The 26,356-nt window shown below is 58.4% G+C and carries 26 protein-coding genes and 1 tRNA gene; 17 read left to right on the top strand and 10 right to left on the bottom strand.

The features are described from left to right. Nucleotides 1–83 precede the first annotated feature (83 nt). Complete coding sequence (locus J7382_RS01670; protein ID WP_209066685.1) at nt 84–620, bottom strand: invasion associated locus B family protein; 537 nt, start codon at nt 618–620, stop codon at nt 84–86. Nucleotides 621–787: 167 nt separating this feature from the next. Between J7382_RS01670 and J7382_RS01665 the strand changes: the two genes are divergently transcribed. Continuing rightward, nucleotides 788–1,783, top strand: a complete 996-nt coding sequence (locus J7382_RS01665) for an asparaginase (protein ID WP_209066684.1) — start codon at nt 788–790, stop codon at nt 1,781–1,783. Between the two features lie 109 nt (nt 1,784–1,892). On the opposite strand, the gene J7382_RS01660 is transcribed toward J7382_RS01665, so the two are convergent. Together J7382_RS01660 and serB are read right to left on the bottom strand one after the other, a co-directional pair. Further along, the gene (locus tag J7382_RS01660) at nt 1,893–2,651 is read right to left on the bottom strand and encodes a TSUP family transporter (protein WP_058238718.1); all 759 of its coding nucleotides are present in this window, start codon (nt 2,649–2,651) and stop codon (nt 1,893–1,895) included. 3 nt (nt 2,652–2,654) lie between these two features. Next, the gene (gene serB / locus J7382_RS01655) at nt 2,655–3,533 is read right to left on the bottom strand and encodes a phosphoserine phosphatase SerB (RefSeq protein ID WP_209066683.1); all 879 of its coding nucleotides are present in this window, start codon (nt 3,531–3,533) and stop codon (nt 2,655–2,657) included. Between the two features lie 288 nt (nt 3,534–3,821). Between serB and J7382_RS01650 the strand changes: the two genes are divergently transcribed. The 3 genes from J7382_RS01650 to J7382_RS01640 all read left to right on the top strand — a co-directional run bounded on the left by J7382_RS01650 (nt 3,822) and on the right by J7382_RS01640 (nt 7,498). After that, nucleotides 3,822–4,979: a phosphoserine transaminase gene (locus tag J7382_RS01650; protein ID WP_209066682.1), complete on the top strand. Its 1,158-nt coding sequence runs from the start codon at nt 3,822–3,824 to the stop codon at nt 4,977–4,979. 86 nt (nt 4,980–5,065) lie between these two features. Then, nucleotides 5,066–6,661, top strand: a complete 1,596-nt coding sequence (gene serA, locus J7382_RS01645) for a phosphoglycerate dehydrogenase (RefSeq protein WP_209066681.1) — start codon at nt 5,066–5,068, stop codon at nt 6,659–6,661. 90 nt (nt 6,662–6,751) lie between these two features. Further along, a complete protein-coding gene (locus tag J7382_RS01640; RefSeq protein WP_209066679.1) occupies nt 6,752–7,498 on the top strand; it encodes a metallophosphoesterase family protein in 747 nt (248 codons plus the stop codon). Here the strand turns inward: J7382_RS01640 and J7382_RS01635 are convergent. Then, nucleotides 7,495–8,304, bottom strand: a complete 810-nt coding sequence (locus J7382_RS01635; RefSeq protein WP_209066677.1) for an ATP-binding cassette domain-containing protein — start codon at nt 8,302–8,304, stop codon at nt 7,495–7,497. The genes J7382_RS01640 and J7382_RS01635 overlap by 4 nt on opposite strands. Before the next feature lie 290 nt (nt 8,305–8,594). Between J7382_RS01635 and J7382_RS01630 the strand changes: the two genes are divergently transcribed. Continuing rightward, nucleotides 8,595–8,670 (top strand) — tRNA-Thr (locus J7382_RS01630). 97 nt (nt 8,671–8,767) lie between these two features. On the opposite strand, the gene J7382_RS01625 is transcribed toward J7382_RS01630, so the two are convergent. From J7382_RS01625 to J7382_RS01615, 3 genes are all read right to left on the bottom strand, one after another. Next, nucleotides 8,768–9,376 (bottom strand): pyridoxamine 5'-phosphate oxidase family protein, encoded by a 609-nt coding sequence (locus tag J7382_RS01625; protein WP_209066675.1) that lies wholly within the window; start codon nt 9,374–9,376, stop codon nt 8,768–8,770. Nucleotides 9,377–9,387: 11 nt separating this feature from the next. After that, complete coding sequence (locus J7382_RS01620) at nt 9,388–9,858, bottom strand: nuclear transport factor 2 family protein (protein WP_209066673.1); 471 nt, start codon at nt 9,856–9,858, stop codon at nt 9,388–9,390. Between the two features lie 97 nt (nt 9,859–9,955). Then, complete coding sequence (locus J7382_RS01615) at nt 9,956–10,126, bottom strand: hypothetical protein (protein WP_209066671.1); 171 nt, start codon at nt 10,124–10,126, stop codon at nt 9,956–9,958. A 214-nt stretch (nt 10,127–10,340) separates the two neighbouring features. Between J7382_RS01615 and J7382_RS01610 the strand changes: the two genes are divergently transcribed. Continuing rightward, on the top strand, nt 10,341–10,901 hold the full coding sequence (locus tag J7382_RS01610) for a TetR/AcrR family transcriptional regulator (RefSeq protein ID WP_209066669.1): 561 nt from the start codon (nt 10,341–10,343) through the stop codon (nt 10,899–10,901). Nucleotides 10,902–10,905: 4 nt separating this feature from the next. Here the strand turns inward: J7382_RS01610 and J7382_RS01605 are convergent, their stop codons facing one another. Next, on the bottom strand, nt 10,906–12,705 hold the full coding sequence (locus J7382_RS01605; RefSeq protein WP_209066668.1) for a family 20 glycosylhydrolase: 1,800 nt from the start codon (nt 12,703–12,705) through the stop codon (nt 10,906–10,908). 1 nt (nt 12,706) lies between these two features. Continuing rightward, complete coding sequence (locus J7382_RS01600; RefSeq protein ID WP_209066667.1) at nt 12,707–13,462, bottom strand: GntR family transcriptional regulator; 756 nt, start codon at nt 13,460–13,462, stop codon at nt 12,707–12,709. A gap of 219 nt (nt 13,463–13,681) precedes the next feature. Here J7382_RS01600 and J7382_RS01595 point away from each other — a divergent pair, with 219 nt between their 5' ends. From J7382_RS01595 to J7382_RS01545, 11 genes are all read left to right on the top strand, one after another. Next, complete coding sequence (locus tag J7382_RS01595) at nt 13,682–14,614, top strand: sugar ABC transporter permease (RefSeq protein WP_209066666.1); 933 nt, start codon at nt 13,682–13,684, stop codon at nt 14,612–14,614. Between the two features lies 1 nt (nt 14,615). Then, nucleotides 14,616–15,458, top strand: a complete 843-nt coding sequence (locus J7382_RS01590) for a carbohydrate ABC transporter permease (protein ID WP_209066665.1) — start codon at nt 14,616–14,618, stop codon at nt 15,456–15,458. A 20-nt stretch (nt 15,459–15,478) separates the two neighbouring features. Then, nucleotides 15,479–16,684, top strand: coding sequence for a sugar ABC transporter substrate-binding protein (locus J7382_RS01585; protein WP_209066664.1), 1,206 nt, complete (start codon nt 15,479–15,481; stop codon nt 16,682–16,684). An 87-nt stretch (nt 16,685–16,771) separates the two neighbouring features. Beyond that, on the top strand, nt 16,772–17,869 hold the full coding sequence (ugpC, locus tag J7382_RS01580; RefSeq protein ID WP_209066663.1) for a sn-glycerol-3-phosphate ABC transporter ATP-binding protein UgpC: 1,098 nt from the start codon (nt 16,772–16,774) through the stop codon (nt 17,867–17,869). A gap of 10 nt (nt 17,870–17,879) precedes the next feature. After that, entirely contained in the window at nt 17,880–19,016 is a 1,137-nt protein-coding gene (locus tag J7382_RS01575) for a Gfo/Idh/MocA family oxidoreductase (protein WP_209066661.1), read from the top strand. Then, nucleotides 19,013–20,011: an SIS domain-containing protein gene (locus J7382_RS01570; protein WP_209066658.1), complete on the top strand. Its 999-nt coding sequence runs from the start codon at nt 19,013–19,015 to the stop codon at nt 20,009–20,011. The genes J7382_RS01575 and J7382_RS01570 overlap by 4 nt, the downstream gene beginning before the upstream one ends. Next, nucleotides 20,008–21,057, top strand: a complete 1,050-nt coding sequence (locus tag J7382_RS01565) for an SIS domain-containing protein (protein ID WP_209066656.1) — start codon at nt 20,008–20,010, stop codon at nt 21,055–21,057. Before J7382_RS01570 ends, J7382_RS01565 begins: the two co-directional genes overlap by 4 nt. Further along, the gene (locus J7382_RS01560; protein ID WP_209066654.1) at nt 21,054–21,956 is read left to right on the top strand and encodes an ROK family protein; all 903 of its coding nucleotides are present in this window, start codon (nt 21,054–21,056) and stop codon (nt 21,954–21,956) included. The genes J7382_RS01565 and J7382_RS01560 overlap by 4 nt, the downstream gene beginning before the upstream one ends. Further along, complete coding sequence (locus tag J7382_RS01555; RefSeq protein WP_209066652.1) at nt 21,953–23,182, top strand: class II D-tagatose-bisphosphate aldolase, non-catalytic subunit; 1,230 nt, start codon at nt 21,953–21,955, stop codon at nt 23,180–23,182. Before J7382_RS01560 ends, J7382_RS01555 begins: the two co-directional genes overlap by 4 nt. Continuing rightward, on the top strand, nt 23,179–24,318 hold the full coding sequence (nagA, locus tag J7382_RS01550; protein ID WP_209066650.1) for an N-acetylglucosamine-6-phosphate deacetylase: 1,140 nt from the start codon (nt 23,179–23,181) through the stop codon (nt 24,316–24,318). The genes J7382_RS01555 and nagA overlap by 4 nt, the downstream gene beginning before the upstream one ends. Beyond that, nucleotides 24,305–25,030 carry a copper homeostasis protein CutC gene (locus tag J7382_RS01545; protein ID WP_209066649.1) on the top strand — a complete coding sequence of 242 codons (726 nt, stop codon included), beginning with the start codon at nt 24,305–24,307 and terminating at the stop codon, nt 25,028–25,030. Before nagA ends, J7382_RS01545 begins: the two co-directional genes overlap by 14 nt. Here J7382_RS01545 and J7382_RS01540 read toward each other — a convergent pair whose 3' ends face one another. Then, on the bottom strand, nt 25,031–26,356 hold the full coding sequence (locus J7382_RS01540) for a GH1 family beta-glucosidase (RefSeq protein WP_209066648.1): 1,326 nt from the start codon (nt 26,354–26,356) through the stop codon (nt 25,031–25,033). It abuts the gene before it with no gap.

Genomic DNA, 26,356 nt, shown 5'->3' with positions numbered 1-26,356 from the left:
GCATCACCCTGTGTTTCAGGCTGACCCTCCCCCATGGTGGCAATATGAGTTTAAAGAAAACCTTGGCAGAGGTTTACAAATCGTCAGTTACAGCGTTTTTCCGCATCTTCCACAGCGGCGGTAAAGCCGCGCAGCGAGAATGTGTCAGCCGTCTGTGTGCCGCGCGAGGACCGCGCTTTAAAAGTGGCATCTGCCCCACGCTTCATCGCCGTGACAAGCTTGGCATCATCACCAGCAGAGGCCGGCCAGGCCCATTCGCCATCCGTGATCATGACAAATTTCTGATCCCCAATGGTCACATCAACGGTGGAGCCACCGGCAAAAGGGTAGCCTCCGGTGAAACCCACCTGACCCTTCGCATCTTCCACATGTGGGACATAGGACACCATAAGCAGGATATCGCTGCGGCGCACCGCAACCACCTGACCACCACGGGTGTTGATGCTTTCTTTGGCTGTGCTCACCGCCCAGCATTCTTTTTTGCCGCTTTCTTTATGTTCAAAGACGCTCCAATCGGTGATCGCATTCACCTGATTTTCGCTGGACGCCTGTGCCTGCGCGCCCGCTGCCCAAAACAGACCTGCACCGATTGCAAGGGCTTTCACCACATGTGATGTCATTTGCTCTACAGCCTCCCAGCTGTGATTTGCCTCATGGTTCCGCCCCTTGGCTTTTGCCATTTGTCACGGGCTGGAGTTTGTTTTACTCGATAGAGACAGTCTAGCCCAGTTTTGCCAAAAGACAAAAGTCCCGAAGGCATAAAATTGCCCATGAAAGTGAGCCCACGATGACCCAAGCTGTCCCAATGACCGAAATCTGGCGCGGAGATATTCTGGAAAGCGTGCACAGCGGCCACGCTGTGGTCTGTCGGCCAGACGGCGAGATCGTTCACGCCTGGGGCGATCCGGAAGCCGTGGTGCTGCCGCGCAGCTCTTCGAAAATGATTCAGGCCCTGCCTTTGGTGGAAAGCGGCGCGGCAGATGCGGCAGGTTTGACCACACAGCATCTGGCCCTGGCCTGTGCGTCGCACAATGCTTCAAAGATTCACAATGACATGGTGCGCGACTGGCTGTCTCATCTGGGCTATGCGGACGAGGATCTGATCTGCGGCCCACAGGAGCCGCGCGACATTGCCGTGCGCGATGATCTGATCCGCTGCAACGATCCGGTCTGTCGTGTGCACAACAACTGCTCTGGCAAACACAGCGGCTTTCTGACCCTGACCAAACATCTGGGGGCTGACAAAAACTATGTGTCCATGGATCACCCGGTACAGAAAGCGGTGCTCGCCGCACATGAGGAGCTGACCGGAGAAACCAGCCCCGGCTATGGCATTGACGGCTGCTCCGCCCCCAACCACGCCAGCACACTCAAAGGCATGGCCCGCGCCATGGCCTTCTTTGCTGCCGCACGCGAGGGACAAGGGCCCCGTGAAACCGCCGCTGCGCGTTTGCGGGATGCCATGGCCACCCATCCTGAATATGTTGCGGGAGAAGGTCGGGCCTGCACCAATCTGATGCGCGCCATGGGACACAAAGTGGCGATCAAAACCGGTGCGGAAGCCTATTTCATTGCCATTCTTCCAGAACAGGAACTGGGCGTCGCGCTGAAGATCATCGACGGCGGCACCCGCGCTGCGGAAAACGCAATTGCCGCCATTTTGGCCAAACTGGGCGTGCTGGATCCCGCCCATCCCGAAGCGGCCAAATATCTCGATACACCGATCCGCAACTGGGACGGGCTGCAAACCGGCCGCATGTGCGCCACCTCTGCGCTGCGCTAATCCGGCGGCCCTCCCGCCCACGGACAGGCACCAAAGGTGCCGCCCGCGGTTGGGCCCGGCTCAGCCAAGGCTGAGCCTGACCGCGTGATACGCGGCCCCACCACCTCAATCAGAACAGATCCCACAACAGTTTGAGCGCCAGCGCAACGGAGGTCACCACAAGCAGGGGGCGGATCAAGCGCGCCCCTTTGGCCATGGCCATTTTTGCGCCCAGCCGTGCGCCCAGCACCTGCATCACACCCATCGCAAGCCCAATTGCCCACAACGGATTGGCCACCAACAGAAACCCCACCAGCCCCCCGACATTGGAAGCAAAATTCAAAAGCTTCGTATGCGCGGTGGCTTTGAGAATGCCGTAGCCGCCCAGCGCCACAAAGGCGATCATGTAAAAACTGCCCGCGCCGGGGCCAAGAATACCGTCATAAAACGCCACCACCGGCACGGCCGTCAGGGAAAACAGCACCGGCTTGAGCCGCGCTGTGCGATCCATATCACTGGGGCCTTTGCGAAAGGCAAAAAACAGCGCGATGCCAATCAGAAGCAGCGGCAGGATCAGACGGATCCAATCGGTTGGCAGAACCGACACCGCCAGCGCCCCCAGAAGCGACGCGCAAAACGCCAGCAGCGCGGGCCCAATCTGCGCCTTCAGATCCACCAAGCCACTGTGCGCATAAGAAAACGCCGCTGTGCCAGAGCCAAACATGCCCTGAATCTTATTGGTGGCCAGCGCCTGCACCGGAGGTACGCCCGCGATCAGCAGCGACGGCACGGTGATCAACCCACCGCCGCCCGCAATGGCATCCACAAACCCCGCAAAAAACCCTGCCGCCAGCAGAAGCAGCAGCGCCTCAAGTCCAATGTCGAGCATGGTTTATTCCGTTACAAAGTCACTCTGGGCATAGCCTTGAATATAAAGCAGCGCGGTGAGATCGCCGTGATTGATGCGGATGTCACATTCCGCCGCAACAGAGGGCTTCGCATGCAAGGCCACACCGGCGCCGGCAAGCCCCAGCATGCCCAGATCATTGGCCCCATCGCCCACCGCCATCACATCTCCCTGTGTCAGCCCCAGACGCGCGGTGATCTCCTTGAGCGCCTGCACTTTGGCCTCACGCCCCAAGATCGGACGCCCCACATCCCCGGTCAGCTTGCCCGCCTCCGTCAGCAAGGTGTTGGCGCGATTTTCATCAAAGCCAAGCGTGGCGGCCACCTTCTCAGTGAAGGCGGTAAAGCCACCAGACACCAGCGCGGCATAGGCCCCCTGGGCCTTCATCGTCGCCAAAAGCGCCTTGCCGCCGGGCATAAAGCTGATGCGCTCGACCAGCACTTTGGCAATCACCGCCTCATCCAGACCCTTCAAAAGCCCCACGCGCTCAATCAAAGCGCCTTCAAAATCCAGCTCGCCATTCATGGCCCGCGCGGTGATCTCCTTCACATGCGCGCCAACACCGGCCTCATCAGCCAGCTCATCAATGCATTCCTGCTCAATCATGGTGCTGTCCATATCGGCCAGCAGCATCTTCTTGCGCCGCCCTTCCTCTGGCAACACCACAAGATCCACACCCATCTTCTGCAGATCCGCCCAGACATCCCATCGGTTGTCGGGCAGCGCAGTCAGAGAAAACTCCGCCGCTTCCCCCGGTGCCAGCCACTGTGCCTCTCCGCCCCCCCAGGCATTGCGCAGGTTCTCCACCAGCTCCGCAGAAAGAGTGGGCGCACTCGGCGCAGTCAAAAGCGTTGCGATATACATCAGGGGCCTCAAGCGACAGATTTAGCAGGGTCGCTTTGCATAGAGCATGGCACCACGGTCATGACCAGACCCCAATCCATCCACGGCCCCTAAGCATCCAGATTTGCTATGCGGCCCCCAGCCAACCAAGAACGGAAGTTTCCGATAGTGGTCAAAATGCGTCGCTTTTGATCTGCAAACAGTCGGGATCGTGAATTTTCCCTGTTGTACATCCGCCGCGCGCCTTCTATCTCGGTCCGTGGGACACCTCTCCCCAACGAGAGGCATATATCTGTAAGGATAGCAGCAATGGCTACTCAGCAACCGGCAACGCGGCCGGCCAACCCGCGTTTTTCTTCTGGCCCCTGTGCCAAACCCCCCACATTTGATGTCACCAAACTTGCGAATGCCGCTCTGGGTCGCAGCCACCGTGCCGCTGTTGGCAAGGACAAGCTGAAATCCGCGATTGAAGGCACCCGCGAGATTCTGGGCATCCCCGCAGACTATCGCATCGGCATCGTCCCCGCATCTGACACCGGCGCAGTGGAAATGGCGCTCTGGTCGCTTCTGGGCGCGCGCAAAGTTGAAATGCTCGCATGGGAAAGCTTTGGCGCAGGCTGGGTCACCGACGTTGTGAAACAGCTGAAAATCGACGCAGAAGTGAAAACCGCCGAGTATGGCCAGATCGTAGATCTCGCCACCGTGGACACGAAAAACAACGATGTTGTCTTCACATGGAACGGCACCACCGCCGGTGTGCGCGTGCCCAATGCCGATTGGATTGCCGACGACCGAGAAGGGCTGACCATCTGTGATGCAACCAGCGCGGCCTTTGCAATGGATCTGCCGTGGGACAAGCTCGATGTGACCACTTTCTCTTGGCAGAAAGTATTGGGCGGCGAAGCGGCCCATGGCGTGATCGTGCTCTCCCCGCGTGCTGTGGAACGGCTGGAAAGCTACACGCCCCCTTGGCCGCTGCCAAAGATCTTCCGCATGACCAAAGGCGGCAAGCTGATCGAAGGCATCTTTACCGGTGCGACCATCAACACGCCCTCCATGCTGGCCGTCGAAGACTATCTCTTCGCGCTGGATTGGGCCCGGTCTGAGGGTGGGCTGAAAGGCCTGATCGCCCGTGCAGACGCCAATGCGCAGGCCATCTTTGAGTTCTGCGACGCCAATGACTGGATTGCCAATCTGGCCGAGGATGACGCGACCCGCTCCAACACCTCCGTGTGTCTGAAGTTCACTGATGCCCGCATTCAGGATGGTGCGACCTTTGCGAAAGCCGTGGCCAAACGTCTGGAGGCGGAAAACATCGCGCTGGACATCGGCGCTTATCGCGACGCGCCAGCCGGATTGCGCATCTGGTGTGGTGGCACAGTTGAGACCGCCGATCTTGAGGCGATGCTGCCTTGGCTGACATGGGCCTTTGAGGCCGAGATCGCTGCACAATCACAAGCTGCCTAAGCGGTGCGCCCAGAGGGCACACTCTACGTAGGGTGCGCATTCACTGCGCACCTCACCTGACACAGATTTCTCAAAGGACGCTCATCATGGCTCCCAAAGTACTCGTTTCTGACAAACTCAGCGAAACCGCCGTTCAGATCTTCCGCGATCGCGGCATTGATGTGGATTTCATGCCAGACCTCGGCAAGGACAAAGACAAACTGGCCGAAGTGATTGGCCAGTATGACGGCCTTGCAATCCGCTCCGCCACCAAGGCAACGGCCAAGCTGCTGGAGAAAGCCGACAACCTCAAAGTCATCGGTCGCGCAGGCATCGGCACAGATAACGTCGACAAAGAAGCCGCCTCCAAGAAAGGCGTGATCGTGATGAACACGCCCTTTGGCAATATGATCACCACCGCCGAGCACGCCATCGCAATGATGTTTGCCGTGGCGCGTCAGATCCCGGAGGCCAGCGAATCCACCCACGCCGGAAAATGGGAAAAGTCCAAATTCATGGGTGTGGAACTGACCAACAAGACCCTTGGTGTGATTGGCGCAGGCAACATCGGCGGCATCGTGTGTGACCGCGCCCGTGGCCTGAAAATGAAAGTTGTGGCCTATGATCCCTTCTTGTCGGAAGAGAAAGCCGACAAAATGGGCGTCGAAAAAGTGGAGCTGGACACGCTGCTGGCCCGCGCCGACTTCATCACGCTGCACGTGCCCTTCACCGATGCCACGGCCAACATCCTGTCCAAGGAAAACCTCGCCAAAACCAAGAAGGGCGTGCGCATCATCAACTGCGCCCGCGGCGGCCTGGTAGACGAAGAGGCGCTGGCAGACCTGCTGAAATCGGGCCATGTCGCGGGCGCTGCCTTTGATGTGTTCTCCGAAGAACCCGCCAAAGAAAACGCGCTGTTCAACCTGCCCAACGTGGTCTGCACACCGCACCTTGGCGCCGCCACCACCGAAGCGCAGGAAAACGTCGCGCTGCAGGTGGCGGAGCAGATGTCCAACTACCTGTTGACCGGTGCCGTCGAAAACGCGCTGAACATGCCCTCCGTGACCGCAGAGGAAGCCAAGGTCATGGGGCCATGGATCAAACTCGCCGATCACCTCGGTGCTTTCTCCGGTCAGATGACAGATGAGCCGATCAAAGCCATCAACATCCTCTATGATGGGGTTGTGGCCGATATGAACCTGGCCGCGCTGAACTGTGCGGTTGTGGCGGGCATCATGAAGAAGGCCAATCCTGACGTGAACATGGTCTCCGCCCCTGTGGTAGCCAAGGAGCGTGGCATTCAAATCTCCACCACCAATCAGGACAAATCCGGCACCTTTGATGGCTATATCAAAGTGACGGTGGTGACCGACAAACGGGAACGCTCCATCGCGGGCACGGTCTTCTCTGATGGCAAGCCGCGCTTCATTCAGATCAAAGGCATCAACATTGACGCCGAAATTGGCGCCAACATGCTCTACACCACCAACGAAGACGTGCCCGGCATCATCGGGACCCTGGGTCAGACTCTGGGCGACAATGGGGTGAACATCGCGAACTTTACGCTTGGTCGTGCAGATGTGGGTGGCGAGGCAATTGCGCTGCTCTATGTGGATGAGCCCGTACCCGCAGAGGCCCGTGCCAAACTCGCGGAGACAGACATGTTCCGTCAGATCAAACCATTGGCCTTTGACGTTGCTTAATCCGCAACGGTCATAAAAGCTTCATCTGCGCCGCCCTGTTCCGGGCGGCGCTTTTTGTTTAAGCCTCTCCTGAACGCGAGGAAGACAGACATGCCAACGCCCATTTATGCCATCGGGGACATCCACGGACATCTGGACAAACTGCAAGAGGTTCTCGCCCGCATCGACGCAGATGGCGGCAAGGATGCACGGGTGATTTTCTTGGGCGATCTGGTGGATCGCGGCCCGGACAGCTGCGGCGTGATTGATCTTGTGATGTCTGGCATGCAGGAGGGCCGCAACTGGACCGCCTTGATGGGCAATCACGATCGCATGTTCACCTATTTTATGGAGCCTGTACCCCGCCCCGAGCTGCGCCTGCGCGCCGATCTGCACTGGCTGCACAAACGTCTGGGTGGCACCGAAACGCTGGCCTCCTATGGGGTGACCTTCCCCGAAGATGAGCGCCTCGGCAACATTCACCGCGCGGCACGTGCCAAAGTGCCAGAGCGGCACATCAGCTTTCTGCGCGCCCTGCCCTACTATGTTCAGGAAGATGCGCTGCTGTTTGTGCATGCGGGCATTCAACCCGGTGTCGCACTTGGCATGCAATCTCCCGATGATCTCTGCTGGCTGCGCGAGCCATTTCTGCTCCATCAGGATCCGCACCCATGGCTGGTGGTACACGGCCACACGCCTGTGCAAACGCCGACGCATTTTGGCAACCGCGTCGCGCTGGACACTGGCGCAGGCTATGGGCAGCCGATTTCTGTTGGTGTGTTTGAGGAGCAGGACTGCTGGGTCTTGACAGAAAACGGTCGTGAACCGCTGGTGCCACCCTCAAAAGCGCGGGCCTAAGCCATCACCTCAGCCTGCCGCGCCTGTTGTAGAAGATGCTGCGTATGTGCATGTGCGGGTTCCCACATGACACGGTGGGCGGGCCCGGCTTCAACCACCTCGCCATCCTGCAAGATCACCAGATCATCACAGAAACTGCCAGCAATGCTGAGGTTGGCGCTGCTGACCATTAATGTCAGCTCCAGAATATCTTGCAACTCAAGCAACAGTTTGAGCATGCCTGCCTGAACCGAAAGATCCATGCCCTGCGCCAACTCATCCACCATGATCAGATGGGGGCGGCAAGCGATTGCCACCGCAATCACAAGACGCTGCCTTTGATATTGAGACAAAGCACTCACTGGTTTCTGGCCGTCCGCAAAACTGAATTCCAGCAACCGGAGCGCCTCTTCCCCCCGTGCTTTGCGCACCTGTGTGTTGGTCAACCCATGCGCCTTCAACGCGCGCGCCACAAGCTCGAAGGCCGTTCTGTTCAAAGGCAACGCATCAACAGTTTCACAGGACAGATACTGAAAACCCCTCCGAAGCCTGCGCAACTGCGCATGTTTTAAGCTGTGGAGATCCTTGCCCATAAGCCGGACATGCCCGCTCTCGGGTCTCTCCAGTCCCCGCAGAATGCGCAACAAGGTAGATTTGCCCGCCCCACTATTGCCGATGATCCCAAGGATGCGCCCCGCGCGCACTGTAAAAGACACATCGCGCAACGGGCGCAACTCGGGCCTGACAGTCAGCCATCCACGATGCTCTGGACGGTAGCTGTGCCCCAGCTCATCCACTTGCAACACGATGTCTTGGCCACTGCCCATTCTGCGCCCTTCTTACCCACTGGCCCGAGAGCGCCGCCCGGTCTTCGCATCGAAAATTGGACTTGATCGCGCCACCTCAGGCGTCCCTCTGCTGTAGATGAACAGGGCTTAAAGCTTCCTTTAAAGTTCAAAAATCATGCCGTCCGAGCGCAAAAGCCCTGCATTTTATGGCGTTTTCCTACGGCTTTCCTTACCTCTCAAGAATGGGCCAACAGAGGAGATTCGTGGAGGTTTATGCGTCTGAATTTTACTTGCCATGCCAAAGTCATGCGCCTATACACCGCGTCGGCGCCGCTGTAGCTCAGCTGGTAGAGCACGTCATTCGTAATGATGGGGTCGTAGGTTCGAGTCCTATCAGCGGCACCATTTCTCTTCAAATCGCGATCAAAACCAGCATCCAAAGGGTGCGCAAGTAGCGACATAAACGATACCGGCTAGCCTATTTTCACCGGTGTTCAGGCATCTATCCCGCCCCCACACCATCGCGTAACGCAACTCGCAGCGCAGCATTTTCTGCCTCAAGTTCAGCAATGCGATCCACCGCCTCACCTTCGGTGAACCTGCGCGGAATATGCTGCGGACAGTTCCAGTCAAAAGCCGCCACATGGATTTTAATCAACCGCTCTGCGCGCGGCGGCAAAAGCGAAGCAGGCAAGGCATTGAACAGAGGCGAGTCCCGGTCCACGATCTCCACCCGCCCCCAGATCTTGAGTCGCCGCGCGTTGACATAATCCATCAAAATCAACGAAATCCGATCATTGCCTTGAAGGTTTCCAAGGCTGATATACTGGCGATTGCCCCGCAGATCGGCATAGGCAATTGTCTTGTCATCCAGCACCTTCAAAAACCCAGCAGGCCCACCACGAAACTGGACATAGGGCCATCCGGTCTCCGAGACGCTTGCCTGATAAAACCCCTCCTGTGCCTGAATGAAGGTGGCTTCGGTCAAAGACAAACGGTCACCGCCTGCGCTTTCGGCGGACAAAAACCTGCCATAGCTGGTGGCGCCAAACTTCTCCTGCTGACGCTGCACCTCAGGCGTGAATGCAATTTCTGCAAAGGCAATCGCCATGCCAGACCTCCTTACAGGTTCAGGTCTTCGAGACCGGGGTGACCCTCTGGCCGGCGCCCCAAGGCCCAATGGAACAGACGCTCTTTCTCTGCGATCTCCAAATCATTGATAGAGGCTATCCGGCGCTCCATGCGCCCATCTGCATCAAACTGCCAATTCTCATTGCCATAAGAGCGATGCCATTGCCCCGCTGCATCATGCCACTCATAGGCAAAGCGCACAGCAATCCGGTTTTCCGCAAAGGTCCATAAGCCTTTGATCAGCCGATACTCCTGTTCTCGCTGCCATTTGGCGGTCAGGAACGCATGGATGTCCGCGTGGCCTTTCAGAAAGGTCGCCCGATTGCGCCACTCACTGTGGTCGGAATAGGCCGGGGTCACAATGTCGGGATTGCGACTGTTCCAGGCATCTTCTGCGCGGCGTACTTTTTCTGTGGCGGTTTCAAAAGTGAAAGGAGGCAGAGGAGGGCGTTGTACTGACATGGATATCGGTCCTTTTGGGTGTGTTTTTTTAAGGTTCCGGCCAGCGGAGTCTTGGGACGGATCTGGCCACCGACCGGAACCACGCAAGACGATGGGCTCAATCGTCTTTGCGCGTGAGAGGCAGAGAAAACGCAGGCGGAGCCTGAACCTGCTCTAACTTGGGCAAGGCAGCTTGTGTTGGCACCGGACCCACAGCGTAAGAGATCAGAGCCAAGGCCAGCACAAACAACAGATTGGCTGGCGTAGCGGTCAGAGGGTATCGCGGCATTGAGTTGGCATCCTTCAACATGAACTGATCGGTTAACCTATGCTTGAATACATGCACCGATCTGTTCACCTTTGCAAAACGCAAAATCGTGATCACGCCCTTCGAAAACTGTGACCTAACTTCTTAAAGCCCTGTAAAATCTAGAAAACATCCCTGTGAATTGACCCAAGTTCACAGGTGTTTTATGCACAATGCAGTCAAGCAAGAGGCCACGATGAGCCACAATAAGCGCGCAGAGCTGATTCAAAACGCCCTGCCACTCTTCTATCGGAACGGGTTTCATGCGACCGGAATGGATCTGGTCGCCAAAGAAACCGGGGTATCCAAAACCTCAATCTACAAACACTTCCGCACCAAAGAGGAGTTGATCCGCGCGGTGCTACAGCTGCGGGATGAGAACTTTCGAACTTGGCTTTTTGGCCGCATGGAAGCCCTATCTGACACCCCCAAAGGGCAGCTTCTCGCGATGTTTGATGCGCTGGAAGAGTGGTTTTTTGAAGACAAATTTCAGGGCTGCATGTTCATCAAGGCCAGCGCAGAATTTCAATCCAAAGAAGACGCCATCAATCTGCAGTCCTTTGACCACAAACGCCTGCTTGAAGATCATTTTCACAACCTTGCCGCAGAGGCTGGCTATGCACAGGCCACGCGGCTTGCACGAGAGCTGCTCCTGCTGAAAGAGGGGGCCATTGTGCTTGCAGCCATGTCCCATAGCCATGCCCCCGCCATGCAAGCCAAACGCATGGCAGCGGTTTTATTGTCCGAAACAAAATGACCTTTCAGCGCAAAATCCCTTCGCTGTTCCAGATCTGCGCCCCCAAAGCCTCCTGATACACGCGGGCCAACTGAATCAACCCGCTGTCTGACAAACCCTCTGTCTGCCAGGCTTTCACACTCACCCCCAACATGCGCGGCATAAGCATGGGCCAGATTTGTGCATCCTGCGTGGTAAACTCTGACCAGAACGTCCCCTGCACCCCCAAAATCCGCTCTACCAGTTCAGAATCCGGCACAGGCTCCCAGGCAATTGTATCCGTGAGAGACACATAGGCGGCCCAATTTGCACCCCAATCGTCGGGGTCATCGCTATGCGCCATATCCAGGTAAACATGCTGCGCAGGGCTCATCACCACATCATAGCCACGCCGCGCCGCCTCGATCCCCGGTCCTTGCCCGGTCCAGCTGAAAAGGACGGCGCCATTGCCAATCCCGCCATTGCTGCCCTTTGCGGCCTCTTCCCACGCGCAGGGTCGCTGACCATTGGCCACAACTTCTGCGGCGAGCCGTGCCATGGTCCAGCCTTGCAGGTCTTCTGTTGTGCCCAGGGCTTCACGGGCCATCAAATCCCGCGCCAGAGGGCTGCCCATCCATGTCCCTTCCGGCAATTCATCACAGCCCAGATGTAAATGACCAAAAGGAAAAAGCGCCCCCACTTCGGCGGCAAGCTCTGACAATACTTCCCATGTACGCTCCAGCGCCGGGTTCACCGCATTGCCCTGGTAGCCCTGCACGCTCACCTCCGCCCCATTGTCGCCCGGGTCCCGTAGATCAGGATAGACATGGGTCAGGGCGATCGCATGTGCAGGCACTTCAATTTCCGGCATCACCTCAATATTGAGCGCCTTGGCATGGACGATGATCGCTTGCACCGTCTCCTTGGAGTAACTGCCACCCGCTTCCACACCACCGCCAAAAAACCCTGGCAGCAAATGCCCCTCTCCCCGCAAGGCTGTCTTCTGCCAGAGTTCCGGCAGACAATCGACCTCAAGCCGAAACGCCTCATCATCGGCAAAATGCCAATGAAAGCGGTTGAGCTTCAAAAGCGCCATAAGATCCAGCAGTTCAAAGATGGTTTCAGGTGCATAGTAATGGCGCGCCGTGTCCAGATGCTGCCCCCGCCAAGCAAACCGTGGTGCATCAATAATCCGACCACAGGGCACCGGGCCCTGCTGCATCAAAGTGAGCAAAGTGATGCCCGCATAAAAGACCCCACCATACCCACCCGCACGCACATGCACGCTGTCTTGAGAAATCTTCAGGTCATACGCGTCTTCATCGAGATGATCATCCACCGTAATGACAGTCTCTGTTTCACCGAAAAACTGCCATTTCTTTCGATCGGCCAAAGCCGAAACAGCTGCAAACGCGGGGTGATCACACACCACACCCTGCACCAGTGGTGCCTCATGGCTCGCGATCCACTGTTGCGGCTGTGGCACCAAAGGCAAACCGTCAAATGGGCCCAAATCTGGCAACACATGCGCCCGACGCCCCGCAGGGCCATCCGGCAAGGTAATGATCTCCTTTCCAACCCGCAGATAGGCGCCCATGGGCAACCAAGCCCGATTGGCTGGCCGATATCCCCCTGCATATTTCAGCCGCAGCTCAAATACCTCGCCAGCGCGCAGATCAGGCAATTTTACCTCTAGATAACTGCCCAGCTCTTTTGCGACTGTACCCCCTGAAACCACGGAAATCGGCGCCATCGCTGAGCAACAGAACACCGGTGCCTCTAGCATGCGATCCGGTATCAATCGGCACCGAATTTCGCCGTCTTCAATCAAGCTTTCATACTGCATGTCAGTCCAATCTAAGCTCTGAAACAAAATCGTAAATGTCGGACCGATACAGCCCACGCGTCAGCTCTATCGGTCGTCCCGACGCGAGGTAGCCTGTGCGCACAATCTGCAGCACCGCACTCCCCTCAGGCAGCTTCATCTTCTCTGCATCCGGTGCGGTGAGGCTGAGCGCCGTCACCCTTTGAATGGCGCGGGTTGGTGCGCTGCCATCACGGCGCAATACCTCATAAAGAGACGCCCCCACCTGCCCCGGATCTCTCAGAATATCACGCGGCAAAGAGGAGTATTCGAGCGCCACAGGCGTGCCGCCCGCACTGCGCAAACGATTGATGCGCGCCACTTTATCATGAGCTGCCAACCCCAATGTCACCATTTCATCTGGGTTGGGTGCAAACAGGCCCTGCGCAAGCACCACGCCAGTGGCCTCCATCCCCCGCGCCTTCATCGTTTCCGTAAAAGACACCAGAGATGACAGCGATTGTTCCAACCGCGGCGACGCCGCCGCCACAAAGGATCCAGCCCCGCGGCGCTGCTCAATCAGCCCCTCCTCCACCAATTGAGAAACCGCTTTGCGCACGGTCACGCGGCTGATGTCAGCAGTCTCTGCCAATTCCCGTTCCGGCGGCAACTGATCACCGGGTTGCAGCACCCCCGCGCGGATCTCCGAAACAATGTGGCGATAGAGCTGCTGATAGCGCGGCCCACGTCCGGGCCGATACCAGGTCTCCGGCTGGAAAAGCGTGTCGGTGATGGTCATGCTGCGTCCTATCGTGGTCTAGAAAATAATACCAATTCTGCGGATTTGCGCAATAGGCTGTAACAAATCAAACACCAATATATTGTTTTTTCAAGGTAAATAACACTACACCTCCATTGGTATTATATTGGTAGTGTTTTGGTTTTTTTGAGGTAACATATTTGTAACGCAGTGATTCGGCCCCGCGCCGAAACCAAAGATCGACCAAGGGGGATATCAATGGCCGAACTTTCCGCACAGGCGTCTCAACACGCTGCGGGGCCACGCAGCCGCTCATTGTCTGAAGGGCTTTTTGGCTGGTTGCTCGTTGGCCCTGCCATGCTCTTCATTGCGGTCATTGTGGCTTGGCCGCTGGCCGAAACCATCCGCTTGTCGTTCATGGATGCTGGGCTGGGCGGCGAGAAATACGTTGGTCTGGAAAACTATCAGGATCTCGCAGACAGCCGCCGTTTCCACCAGACCATCGTGCGCACCTTCTATTGGATGTTTCTCAGCGTTGCCCTGAAACTTGTGCTTGGCCTGATTGGCGCCACCCTACTCAATGCTGCCGTGCCGGGGCGCGCGCTCTTTCGCGTACTGGTCATGCCGCCTTGGGTGATCCCGATTGCCATTGGCTGTATCGGCTGGCTCTGGCTCTACAATGGCTACTTCGGCGTGCTTTCCGGCGTTCTAATGAAGCTTGGCATCACGGACGGTCCATTTGAATTCCTCGCATATAAGACCTCAGCCTTCTATTCGGCGATCGTCACGGACGTCTGGGTGGGCACACCGATGGTCACCCTGTTTTTCCTCGCAGCCATGCAAGGCGTTTCCCGTGATCTCTATGAGGCCGCATGGGTGGATGGCGCAGGCCGCTGGTACCGCTTCCGCCGCATCACCATTCCACAAATCATGCCCGTCATCGTCTCTATGGCGCTGCTGTCGGCAATCTTCACCTTCAACAGCTTCGAAATCATCTGGATCTTGACAGAAGGCGGCCCGCGCGGTGCCACCACCACGATGATCATCGACACCTACAAAGTGGCCATCGGCAACTACAAATTTGGCGAAGGCGCTGCACGCGCCGTCATCATCGTGCTTTTGCTCGCCGCTTTCTCACTGGTCTACCTGTTCTTCTTGAACAAGGTGAACAAACGCTACGGGGCCAAATGACATGATGGACCGCTACACAAAACTGCAACTGGTCGGGATCTATGCCGCCGTCGCCGTCTTCCTGATTTTCATGCTGCTACCTTTCTTTGAGATGTTCATGGCCTCACTGCGCCCGCTCGAACATCTGTTCCGCAGCCCCTATCAGTTCTGGTCTGATGATTTCAGCTTTCAGGCCTATAAGGACATGTGGATCACAGTGCCGCTTCTGGGGCGCTACATCTTCAATTCGATCTTCATTGCCAGCGCAGTGACCGGCATCACAATGGTTTTTGTTGTACCGGCGGCCTATGCCTATGCTCGCTTGGAATTTCCTTTCAAAAACATCAGCCTGGGGATTTTTCTCGGCGTGAATATGTTCACAGGCGCAGTGCTTTTGATCCCGCTCTATCGCGTTCTGCGCACGATGGGGTTGCTCAACACCTACTGGGCCATGATCATCCCCGGTGTTGCCTTCCTCATTCCCACCGGCATCTGGCTGTTGCGCTCCTATCTGGAGAAGATTCCGCGCGAGCTGGAAGAAGCGGCTTTTGTGGATGGTGCCTCGCGCCTGTACACCCTGCGTCGTGTGGTGCTACCGCTCGCTGTGCCCGGCTTGATCGTGGTCAGTGTCGCCGTCTTCATCGGCGCCTACGCACAACAATTTCTCTTCGCAATCACATTCAACCAGACCCGCGAGCTGCAACCGCTGCCTGCCGGTCTCTACGAATTCATCGGCTATCAGTCGGTGACCTGGAATGAGATGATGGCCGCTGCCTTGGTGGGCGTCCTGCCTGTCATGGTCATCTTCCTGTTCCTGCAAAAATATCTCGTCGCCGGCCTCACCGCAGGCGCCGTGAAAGAATAATCAAACCAAGGGAGACTACAATGAAACTTACCAAACTCACATTGGGCGCCGCCCTTCTGTCGGGTGTGGCCAGTGGCGCACTGGCCGCGGATGACGAGCTGCATTTCATCATGTGCGGCGGCGAAGTGCGTGCCGCAGATCAAGCCGTCGTGGATCAGTTCGAAGCCGACCACCCAGGCGTCTCTGTAAATCTCGAGGCTGTGCCATGGGGCACCTGCCAGGACAAATCCCTGACCCTCGCCGCCGCCGGGGATCCGCCCTCCATCGCCTATATGGGCTCCCGCACCCTGCGCCAGCTGGCCAACAATGATCTGATCGTGCCAGCCCAGATCGACAAAGAAGCCCCCTATCAGCCAGGCGTTCTGAACACTGTGACCATCGAGGGCACAGCCTGGGGCTATCCGCACGCCTTCTCCACCAAGGGCCTCTACATCAACTGTGATATCGTGGAAGCCTCCGGTCAGGAATGTGTGGCGCCCAAAACATGGGATGAGATGTACACGCTGGCCAAAGGTGTGGTCGACAACACCGATTCCGCCGGTGTCGGCCTTGCTGGCAAAGACTTCGACAACACCATGCATCAGTTCCTGAACTACCTCTATTCCAACGGTGGTTCCGTGATTGACAGCGCCTCGGGCAAAAACATGCTCGACAGCCAGCAGACCCGCGAAACCTTGGAATTCTACGGCAAACTGGTGGATGTGGCACAGGATGGCCCAACCGCGTGGGAACGTGACCAGTTGCGTGATCTGTTCAACGACGGCCAGATCGCCATGTATGTCTCCGGTCCTTGGGGCTATGGCCAGCACAACGAAGACATCAACCAGATCGTGGCCCCCGTTCCGGCAGGCCCATCCGGTGAAAGCGGATCCATCCTGATCACAGATTCCATCGTGGTCTTCAAAGGCTCCGGCCACGAAGATCTGGCACAGGAACTGGCACAGCGCATCACCTCCGGCGACAGCCAGTATGATCTGGACAGCAGCTGGGGCCTGACCCCGATCCTCGACTATTCCAAGCTTGGCAAAGATGATCTCTACTACGCGGATGGCATCTGGCCAACCTTCACCGCGTCGATCTCTACCGGCGGTCCAGAGCCGCTCGTGGAAGACTTCAAATCACTGCAGTCTGTCTTCACCAACATGGTGCAGGGCATCATCCTTCAGGATGACACCGTCGACAATCTGGTGACCATCGCCGCCGAAGAGCTCGACGACGCACTCTAAACCTCTCTCCCTGCTCCGGGCGTGTGGGTTACCCTGCATGCCCGGAGCGCCACCACTCACGCAATTTTCTCATCAACGGACACATCCATGGCGACGCTCAACCTGAATGCAATCAAGAAGTCCTTTGGCACAGCAGACGTATTGCATGACATCAGCCTCGCAATCGAGGACAAAGAATTTGTGGTCTTCGTCGGCCCGTCGGGCTGCGGCAAATCCACTTTGCTGCGCATCATTGCCGGCCTCGAAGAAGCCAGCTCAGGTTCTATTGTCATCGGCGGCGAAGATGTCAGCCACGCCGCACCAGTGGACCGCGGCATCTCCATGGTGTTCCAATCCTATGCGCTCTATCCGCACCTGAGCGTCTATGAAAACATCGCCTTTCCACTGCGCGTTCAGAAGATGCCCAAAGAAGAGCTGGACGCCCGCGTCAAGCGCGCCGCTGACATTCTCCAACTCACGGAAAAACTGCAGCTCAAGCCGGGACAGCTATCCGGAGGTCAGCGCCAGCGTGTCGCCATTGGCCGCTCCATCGTGCGCGAACCCAAAGTGTTCCTGTTTGACGAACCCCTCTCCAACCTGGACGCCGCGCTGCGTGGGGATATGCGCGTCGAACTGAGCCAGCTGCACCGCGAACTGGATGCCACGATGGTCTATGTGACCCATGATCAGGTGGAAGCCATGACCATGGCGGATCGCATTGTTGTTCTGAACGCCGGCAAAGTGGAACAATTCGGCACACCCATGGAGCTCTACCACCACCCGGCGACGAAATTTGTCGCGAGCTTCATTGGCCAGCCCAATATGAATTTTGTCCCCGCCAAAGTGCGTGACATCGTCGGCGGGCTGACCGTCGATCTGGAAGGCGGCCATCAAATGACGCTGCCTGTAGAGACCGAAGGCGTGCAAATCGGCGACACCGTCGACGTCGGCATCCGCCCCGAACATGTCACCCTCGGCGACGACGGCCTTGAGATTTCCGTCAATGTGCTGGAACGGCTTGGCGGGGTGTCCATCAGCTACGGCACCATTGGCAAAACCACCCGCTTCTGCGCCTCTCTGCCCGGCGATGCCCCCATCAGCGAGGGCACAACCATACGCCTCACCGTGGCAGCCGAAGACTGCCACGTCTTCCAATCCAACGGGCAGGTGCTGCGCCGCAAATCTGCGCCAGCTCTGGTGGCATAAGGACAGGCTCATGCGTGTTGTAACTGCTGGTATTGGCCTTCGCACCGGGCACGTGCTCTCCATTCTGAAGGAGGCCATGCCAGAGGTGGAATTTGTCGGGTTTTATGATCCACAGCCCACCCATCTGGAGATGATTGGCACAGAGGTGCCACAATATGACGACGTTGACTCCATGCTGGCGCAGGCCGCACCGGATCTCTTCTTTGTGGGCTCCCCCAACAGCTTCCATCTGGAACACATCAAGGCAGGTTTGGCCGCAGGCGTACGCATCTTCACCGAAAAACCCGTCGTCACCACCAAAGCGCAGACCATGGAACTGGCCGCGCTTCTGGCAGAGCATGGCACAGACAGCGTGATGGTTGGGCTGGTGCTGCGCTATTCTCAGCATATGGTCGACCTGCGCCGTGTGCTCGACCAACTTGGTCCCATAACCTCCATGGATGCCAGCGAACACATCGGCCCCTACCACGGAGCCTTCTTCATGCGGGATTGGCGCCGCATGGTGCACTGGTCTGGCGGCTTCATGCTCGAAAAATGCTGCCATGACATCGACATTTACAACATGGTCACCAACTCACGGCCCAACCGCGTCGCAAGCTTTGGCAACCGGCGGTCATTCCTGCCCGAATTTGCACCAAGTTCGAACACGGAAAACGAAATCATGCACCGCAAGAAAAGCGTCTGGCAAAGCATTGATGACCCCTTCCGCTCTGATGGCGACATCATCGACAATCAGACAGCCATTCTACACTATGAAAGCGGTGCCTCTCTGGCCTTCCACACCAACCTCAACGTGCCAGATGAACATCGCCGTTTCTGTGTGATCGGCGCGCTTGGCATGGCCGAAGGCGACTTCATGCGCGGCTATCTGAAAGCCACAGCGCGCGATGGTTCGGTGATCGCCGAACACGACTACACCCAGATGGACAGCGCCCGCGCCTCTGCACACTACGGCGCAGATCACATGATGGTGGACGACATCGTTGCCTTCCTCAAAGGCGATACTGACAGCCTCCCGGTGGGCGTGGTCGATGCTCTCGAAGCCGGGCTCGTCGCCATGGCGCTGGATGAGGCACGCATCACAGGAACGATGATCAACATGGCCCCCATTTGGGCCGAATTCGACAAGTTTGGATTGCGAGAATGACAATGAAAATGGACGTGCCTGGCGCACTGATGGCCAAGGAAAGCGCAGAGGCAATCACCGTCTTTGTGCGCACGGCAACCCAATCCGTAGATCTTCCCGATATGCGCAAGATCACGGCGCTCTACACCATTGCACGCGGCTCCTCGGACGCCGTGGCCAACATCCTGTCTTATGAGTTTATGCGCGAACTTGGGCTGCCTGTTACTTCGCTGCCCCCGTCTGTTTTCTCCATCGGTCAAGGCGTTGCCATGGATCAGGCGGCCGCATTGGTGGTCAGCCAGTCCGGCGCCTCCGAAGATCTGGTCCGCAGTGCCAAAGGTGCCGCCGCACGTGGTGCCAAAGTGCTCGCAATCACCAACCAGCCTGACAGCCCTGTCGAGGCTGCCGCAGAGGCCACTATTCCAGTGGCTGCGGGGCCGGAAAACGCCGTCCCGGCAACCAAAACCGTGGTGGGTTCAATTGCAGCAGGCATGGCTGTTTTGGCCGGTTTAGGGACTGATTATGATGCTCTGTCGTCCGCCAAGGCCTTGGCAAGCGCACCAGCAGCATTGCCAAATGCCAACGCCCTGCGCGCGGCCTTCTTACGCGCCCGCAGCGTTTACGTCATCGGACGTGACACCGGATTTGGCGCCGCCCATGAGGTGGCTCTCAAGCTTAAGGAGTGCTGTGCGCTGCACGCCGAAGCCTATTCTGCATCCGAAGTGCTGCACGGCCCGTTACAACTCGCAACCAACCCTTTGATGGTCCTGCTTCTGGACACCGGGCAGCCTGATATTCAGGACAGTCTGGATCAAGCGGAGGCCCGGTTTGGCGCCGTGGGCTGTGATGTCCATCGCCTGCGCGTGTCAGATCATATCGACACTCCCATCACCCCTGCCGCTGCGGCAGCCTATCTTCTGGCGCTGATTTACCCGGTGATCCTTGAAACTGCTCTGGCATTGGGCTTGAACCCCGATGCCCCGGAAACCCTCTCGAAAGTGACCCAGACCACATGACCGACACTCTTTCCAACTGGGCCACTTGGCGCGAAATTCATCAACAGCCCACCGTCTGGCGTGACTGGGGGCAAAAGCTGGATGTGACAGGCCTGCGCGCATGGATCGCTGCACAAAATGCAGATGAAATCTGGTTCTGCGGTGCCGGCACCAGTGCTTATATTGGAGATATTATTGCCGCCGCCGTGCCCGGCACACGATCAGTGCCTTCCACCGATCTGGTGGCCAATCCGCGCGCCTTTCTGACCGGAAACCGCCCGCTGGTGGTCAGCTTTGGCCGCTCCGGCAATTCCACCGAGAGCCTCGGCACGCTGGACGCTCTGGATGCGCTTGCACCAGACGCCCCCCGGCTACACATCACCTGCAACCCGGAAGGTGCGCTGGCCACACGCCCCGCGCCGGGCCCACAAATGGTGATAAACCTGCCCGAAGTCACCCATGACGCCGGTTTTGCCATGACCAGCAGCTTCTCCACCATGCTGCTCACGGCTCTGGCCCTTTTTGATACCCCCTGTGACGTGCCCGCTCGCTTTGCTGCGCTGGCCGATCAGTTGGAGGCGCTCCTGCCAAAACTGGGCACGCCCCGCCCTGATCGTGCGGTCTATGTTGGCTCCGGGCCGCTGGCCTTTGCCGCCCGCGAGGCCGCGCTGAAGGTCATGGAGCTTACCGCAGGCCAAACCCCGGCACTCTGGGACAGCACGCTGGGCTTCCGCCACGGCCCCAAATCCTTTGTGCGCGACACCACGGCCATCACTGTCTTTGCGAGCCCACAAGCCCCCACAAATGCCTATGATGCGGATCTGGTCGCCGAGCTGCGCGCCCAGTTTCCTGAGGCACGTGTGACAGAGATCGGCCCCAGGGGCGACATCACCATCGATATGCCCTTCGGAGCCGCATGGGCTGCCCCCCTCTGCATTGCCTCTGCACAGATTGACGGCGTGACATGGGCCTCAGAGCTGGGCCTGAATGTTGATGATCCCTTCACCGGTCAGGGCACCCTGAGCCGAGTGGTGTGTGGCGTGACTTTACATGGTGTCGGCGCATGACCGTGGCAGGCATTGATCTGGGCGGCACCAAATGTGAGGTGCGCCTGTTTGATGAGGCGTGGGTCGAGGTGGCCCGCCACCGCACATCCACGCCCAAAACCTATGACGCTCTGGTACAGACCGTGGCAGATCAGGTTGCCTGGGCCGAAGCCCAAAGTGGCAGCAAACTGCCTGTGGGCATTGGCGCGGCCGGGCTGATCAACCCACAAACTGGCACCGCTCTCACCGCAAATCTGCCCGCAACAGGCAAAGCCTTTCCAACCGACATCAATTCTGCCTGTGGTCGCCCAATCACCTATGTGAATGACTGTCGCGCCATGGCCCTTTCAGAGGCAGTTTTTGGCGCAGGCGAAGGCCATGACACGGTCATGTCTCTCATCCTTGGCACCGGTATTGGTGGCGGTATTGTGGTAAAACAGTCTCTACTTAAGGGACCAACTGTCACCGGCGGTGAATTTGGCCATACCGCAGCACCCGCCCATCTTGTCAGCCAACACAATCTGCCTGTGCATGCCTGCGGCTGTGGCCGCCAGGGCTGTATTGAAACCTACATTGCAGGTCCCGGTCTGTCGCGTCTGGCCAAGACCCTCACAGGTCAGGATGTCACGCCCCCTGAGATCGCCGCCCGCCGCCGGGGCGATATGGCTGAGGTCTGGTCGCTCTGGTGTGCCCTCACCGCTGAATTACTCCACAGCCTGACCCTCACGGTTGATCCCGATGTGATCGTTTTGGGCGGCGGTCTGAGCCAGATTGAAGGGGTCATCCCCGCCCTCTCCGAAGCCGCGAAGGCGGCGCAAATCGGAGATTTTTCCGCCACCCGCCTGGTTTTGGCACAGGGGGGTGACAGCAGCGGCGCCAGAGGTGCCGCCTATGCCGCTTGGCAGGAGACCAACACATGACAGAGGCACTTCGCTCCATCATCACGAAGAACCGCGCAGGCGCACGCGTGGCCATTCCTTCGGTCTGCTCCGCACATCCTGATGTGCTGCGCGCTTCGCTGAGCCTTGCTCAGCGACTGGATCGTCAGGTCGTGATCGAATCCACCTCCAATCAGGTCAATCAGGACGGCGGCTATACCGGGATCACACCGGCAGGCTTCATCACCTATGTCCATGACATCGCAGATCGCGCCAATGTGGATCGCGGCCGCATCATCTTTGGCGGCGACCACCTCGGACCACAGGCGTGGCGGTCTTTGCCAGCGGAGGCCGCCATGGAAAAGGCCCGCGTGCTTGTCCGCGACTACGTCAAAGCCGGATTTGGCAAGATCCACCTGGACTGTTCCGAAGGCTGCGCCGGCGAGTCCCCTCAGCTTTCCGATGACCAGACCGCAGCACGCTCTGCCGAGCTGGCCCGTGTCTGTGCGAAAGAAAACGACGATCTGCTCTTTGTGGTCGGCACCGAAGTGCCCCCACCCGGTGGGGCCCGCTCTCACGAAGACGAAGATATTCCGCCCACCGATGCGCAGGCAGCAGCCGACACCCTAAGGGCACATGTCGCCACTTTTGGGGATCTAGCGCACTGTATTGGTGGGCTCGTGGTGCAACCCGGTGTAGAATTTGGCCCAACCAACGTCCACCATTTGCCGCTTCTGCAGGACCCGGGCTTTCTGGCAGCTCTGAAAGATCATCCAAATGTGTGTCTGGAAGCTCATTCCACCGATTATCAACGCCCCCGTGCGTTCGAACGCCTTGCAGACTTGGGTTTTGCGTTCCAGAAGGTGGGACCAGCGCTGACATTTGCCTATCGACAGGCGGTCTATGCGCTTGATGCCCTGCGCAACCCCAAAGGGGTTCTGCGCGCCACGATGGAAGAACTCATGCTGAACGACCCCAAATACTGGCAAGGGCACTATCAGGGCGACACCAAAGATCTCTATCGCCAGCGCCATTTTGGCTTGGCAGATCGCATCCGCTACTACTGGCCACAGCCCAAGGCACAGAAAGCCGTGTCACAATTGCTCAGCGACACCCCTGATGTTCTCAACGAAGCCTCCGTGCGCGCAGTCTTTGGCACCACCGTTCTGGAGCGCGCTGAAGAGCTCTCTGGATCTCACGCTCAGCGCCTGATCGATGCGCAGATCGAGCTGGCACTGGAGCCCTATTTCTTTGAGGTAGCCTCATGAGCGACCAATGGATCGCCCCAGACCTTCTGTTTGACGGTGCCACACTCCGCACGGGGCAAGCGCTGCGCATCACAAACGGCGTGGTTCAGGGCATCGCGCCGGCCCCACAGGGCGCACAGCCGATCCCCGGTATTCTGACGCCAGGCTATGTGGATCTTCAGGTCAACGGCGGTGGCGGTGCCCTCCTGAATGGCACCCCAACCCGTGCCACCATTGCCACCATGGCTCATGCCCACCGTCGCCATGGAACCGTTGCTATTTTGCCCACCGTGATCACCGATCGCGCCGAAGTGCTCGAAGATGCCGCCAATGCGCTGATCGCGGCGAAAGGCATTGATGGGGTTATTGGCCTGCACATCGAAGGCCCGCATATTTCCGAGCCGCGCAAAGGCACTCATGACGCCCGCTTCATCCGTCCGCTGGATGATCGCACCATGGCAGTGGTCACTCATCTGCGCGACATCGATATTCCGGTGATGATCACGCTTGCCCCAGAGAGCGCGACACTGGATCAGATCTCCGCTCTGGCCAAAACCGGTGCTGTGGTGTCTCTCGGGCACACAGATGCCACCGCCGCGCAGGTCAATGCCGCCATCGCCGCAGGGGCCTCCTGCGCCACCCATCTTTTCAACGCCATGTCCCCCATGACCAGCCGTGCGCCCGGCGCGGTGGGGGCCATCATCAACTCAACCGTTTTTGCGGGCATCATCGCCGATGGCTATCATGTCGATGACAGCATGGTCGGGCTGGCTATTCGCGCCCGCCCAGAGCCAGACCGCATGATGCTGGTGTCAGACTCCATGCCCACCATTGGTGGCCCAGACCAGTTTACGCTCTACGGTCATGATGTGACGCTGCGCGAAGGGCGTCTCATCAACCGCGAGGGCACGCTCGCAGGCGCCCATATCACACAGGCGCGCGGGGTGCAGCGCCTGATCCACAACATTGGCCTGCCCGCTGAGGCTGCGCTGCGCATGGCCATCACCACACCGGCCACCTGCATCGGCCGCCCGGATCTTGCAACACCGGTCGGGCGCCCCCTGGCTGACCTCCTTGTGCTCGACACAGACTACGGTCTGCGCCACACGCTGGCAGAGGCGCTGAGCGCCGAAAACAGCCCCAATGCCGCCGAATAAATACAGCTTGGAAGTTTGCATCGACACGGCCGCGGGCCTGTCTGCCTGCACCGGTCTCGTGGATCGTGTCGAGCTCTGCAGCGCACTCGATCTGGGAGGTCTGACACCCTGCACAGGCCTGATGCGCGCCGCGCGCCAAAGCAGCCTGTGCACCCACGTCATGATCCGACCCCGTGCAGGGGACTTCTGTTATGACAGTGATGACCTGCAAGTGATGCAAGACTGTATTCATAGCGTACGAGAGATCGGATTGGCAGGCGTGGTTCTTGGCGCGTCCAAAGGCGATGGTCTGGATCTGGAGGCGCTACAGGGATTGGCCGCTGCGGCAGACGGGCTGGATCTGACCCTGCACCGTGTCATTGATTTGCTCCCTGATCCCCTGCGCGCCATGGAACAGGCCATCGATCTCGGCTTTCACCGCATCCTGACATCTGGCGGTGCGCCCAAAGCGCAAGGCGGTCTGACGCAGATCACCGCTCTACAGAAAGCGGCGAATGGCCGAATTGAGATCATGGCAGGCAGCGGTATATCAGTCTCTAATATAGCTCAAATAGCGCAGAAAACGGGTGTGAAAGCCTTTCACAGCTCCTGTAGCCTACGCCACCCCGTCCCAGAGCCTTTACACCGCTTCGGCTTTGCCCAGACGAGTGCCGTCACTGATCGGGCAACTGTCGCAGCCCTGCGGGAACGTTTGGATACCCTTCCAAGCTGATCAACTTCGCAGCGCTTGCGCCAAAGCATGATAAGAGCCCTTGGGCGTGCGCGTGAAATTGTCAAAATCCACATGCACCAGTCCAAAGCGCTTCTCATAGCCCAGCGCCCATTCGTAATTGTCCAGCAAAGACCAGATGTAATATCCCTTCACTGGCACCCCCGCCGCCAGCGCATTTTGCACTGCCTCCAAATGCCCGTTCAGATACGCCGTCCGATGTCCGTCCGCCACCGCACCATCCGTCAGTCTATCCTCCGCTGACATGCCATTTTCGGTCACATAAATTGGCAGATCACCGGTATATTCCTCAGCCATTCGGATGAGAAAATCCTGTAGACCCTGCGGATAGATCTCCCAGCCCATCGAGGTCAGCGGAAGGCCCCCAATGTGCTCTGCGTAGTGCGGCCAGGAACCTTCTGCTGGGCCAATAAGCTTGCGCGTGTAGTAGTTCAGCCCACTCCAGTCCACAGGTGTTGTGATGACCCCAAAATCATCTTCCCAGCCTTTAGGCAAATGCGCTTCCAGTCCCTCAAGGGCCAAGGCGGGATAGGCTCCCTTGAACAAGCCCCCCAGAAAGAACCGGTTGTAAATGGCATCATACCGCGCTGCTGCCAGCGTGGCCTCCGGGCTGTCATCCAGCGGCGTGGCCCATTCGAAATTGCACACCGCTCCCAGATTACGCATGCCCAGCGCGCGCATCCGTGCAATCGCCGTCCCATGTGCCAGCAATACATGGTGCATGGCCCGCGCGGTCGCACGGATATCACGCAGCCCCGGCGCATGGGCGCCAACAAAATGGCTCAACCAGCCCACACACCAGGGCTCATTGATCGGCGCAACAGACCAGACACGATCCCCGATCCGACGCATCAGCACCTCGGTGTAGTCACCAAACCATTGCGCAATATCTCGATTGCGCCAACCGCCCAGATCCGCCAGCGCCGATGGCAACTCCCAGTGATAGAGCGTCACGGCTGGATGCACACCACGCTCCAACAGTCCGTCCACCAGCCGGTCGTAAAAATCCAAACCCATCTGATTGACTTCACCACCCCCCTCCGGCAGCACCCGTGCCCAGCTTGTGGAAAACCGATAGGTGTCCACGCCAAGGGCCTGTATCAGATCCAGATCCTCATCCATCCGATGATAGTGATCACACCCCACCGCACCATGTTCCGCCCGCACCACATTGCCCGGTGTGGCAGCGAAATCATCCCAGTGAGTCCGCCCCGCTCCGCCAAAACCATGGCCCTCGATCTGATAGCTGGAGGTTGCCACGCCAAACTGGAACCCCTCCGGGAAATCACTGCGCCTATGCCTGAGCAT

It is taken from the genome of Shimia sp. R11_0, from assembly GCF_017744035.1.
Taxonomy (GTDB): Bacteria; Pseudomonadota; Alphaproteobacteria; order Rhodobacterales; family Rhodobacteraceae; genus Shimia; species Shimia marina.
Note: the sequence above shows the minus strand (reverse complement) of the source record. Positions and strands in the feature narration are given on the sequence as shown.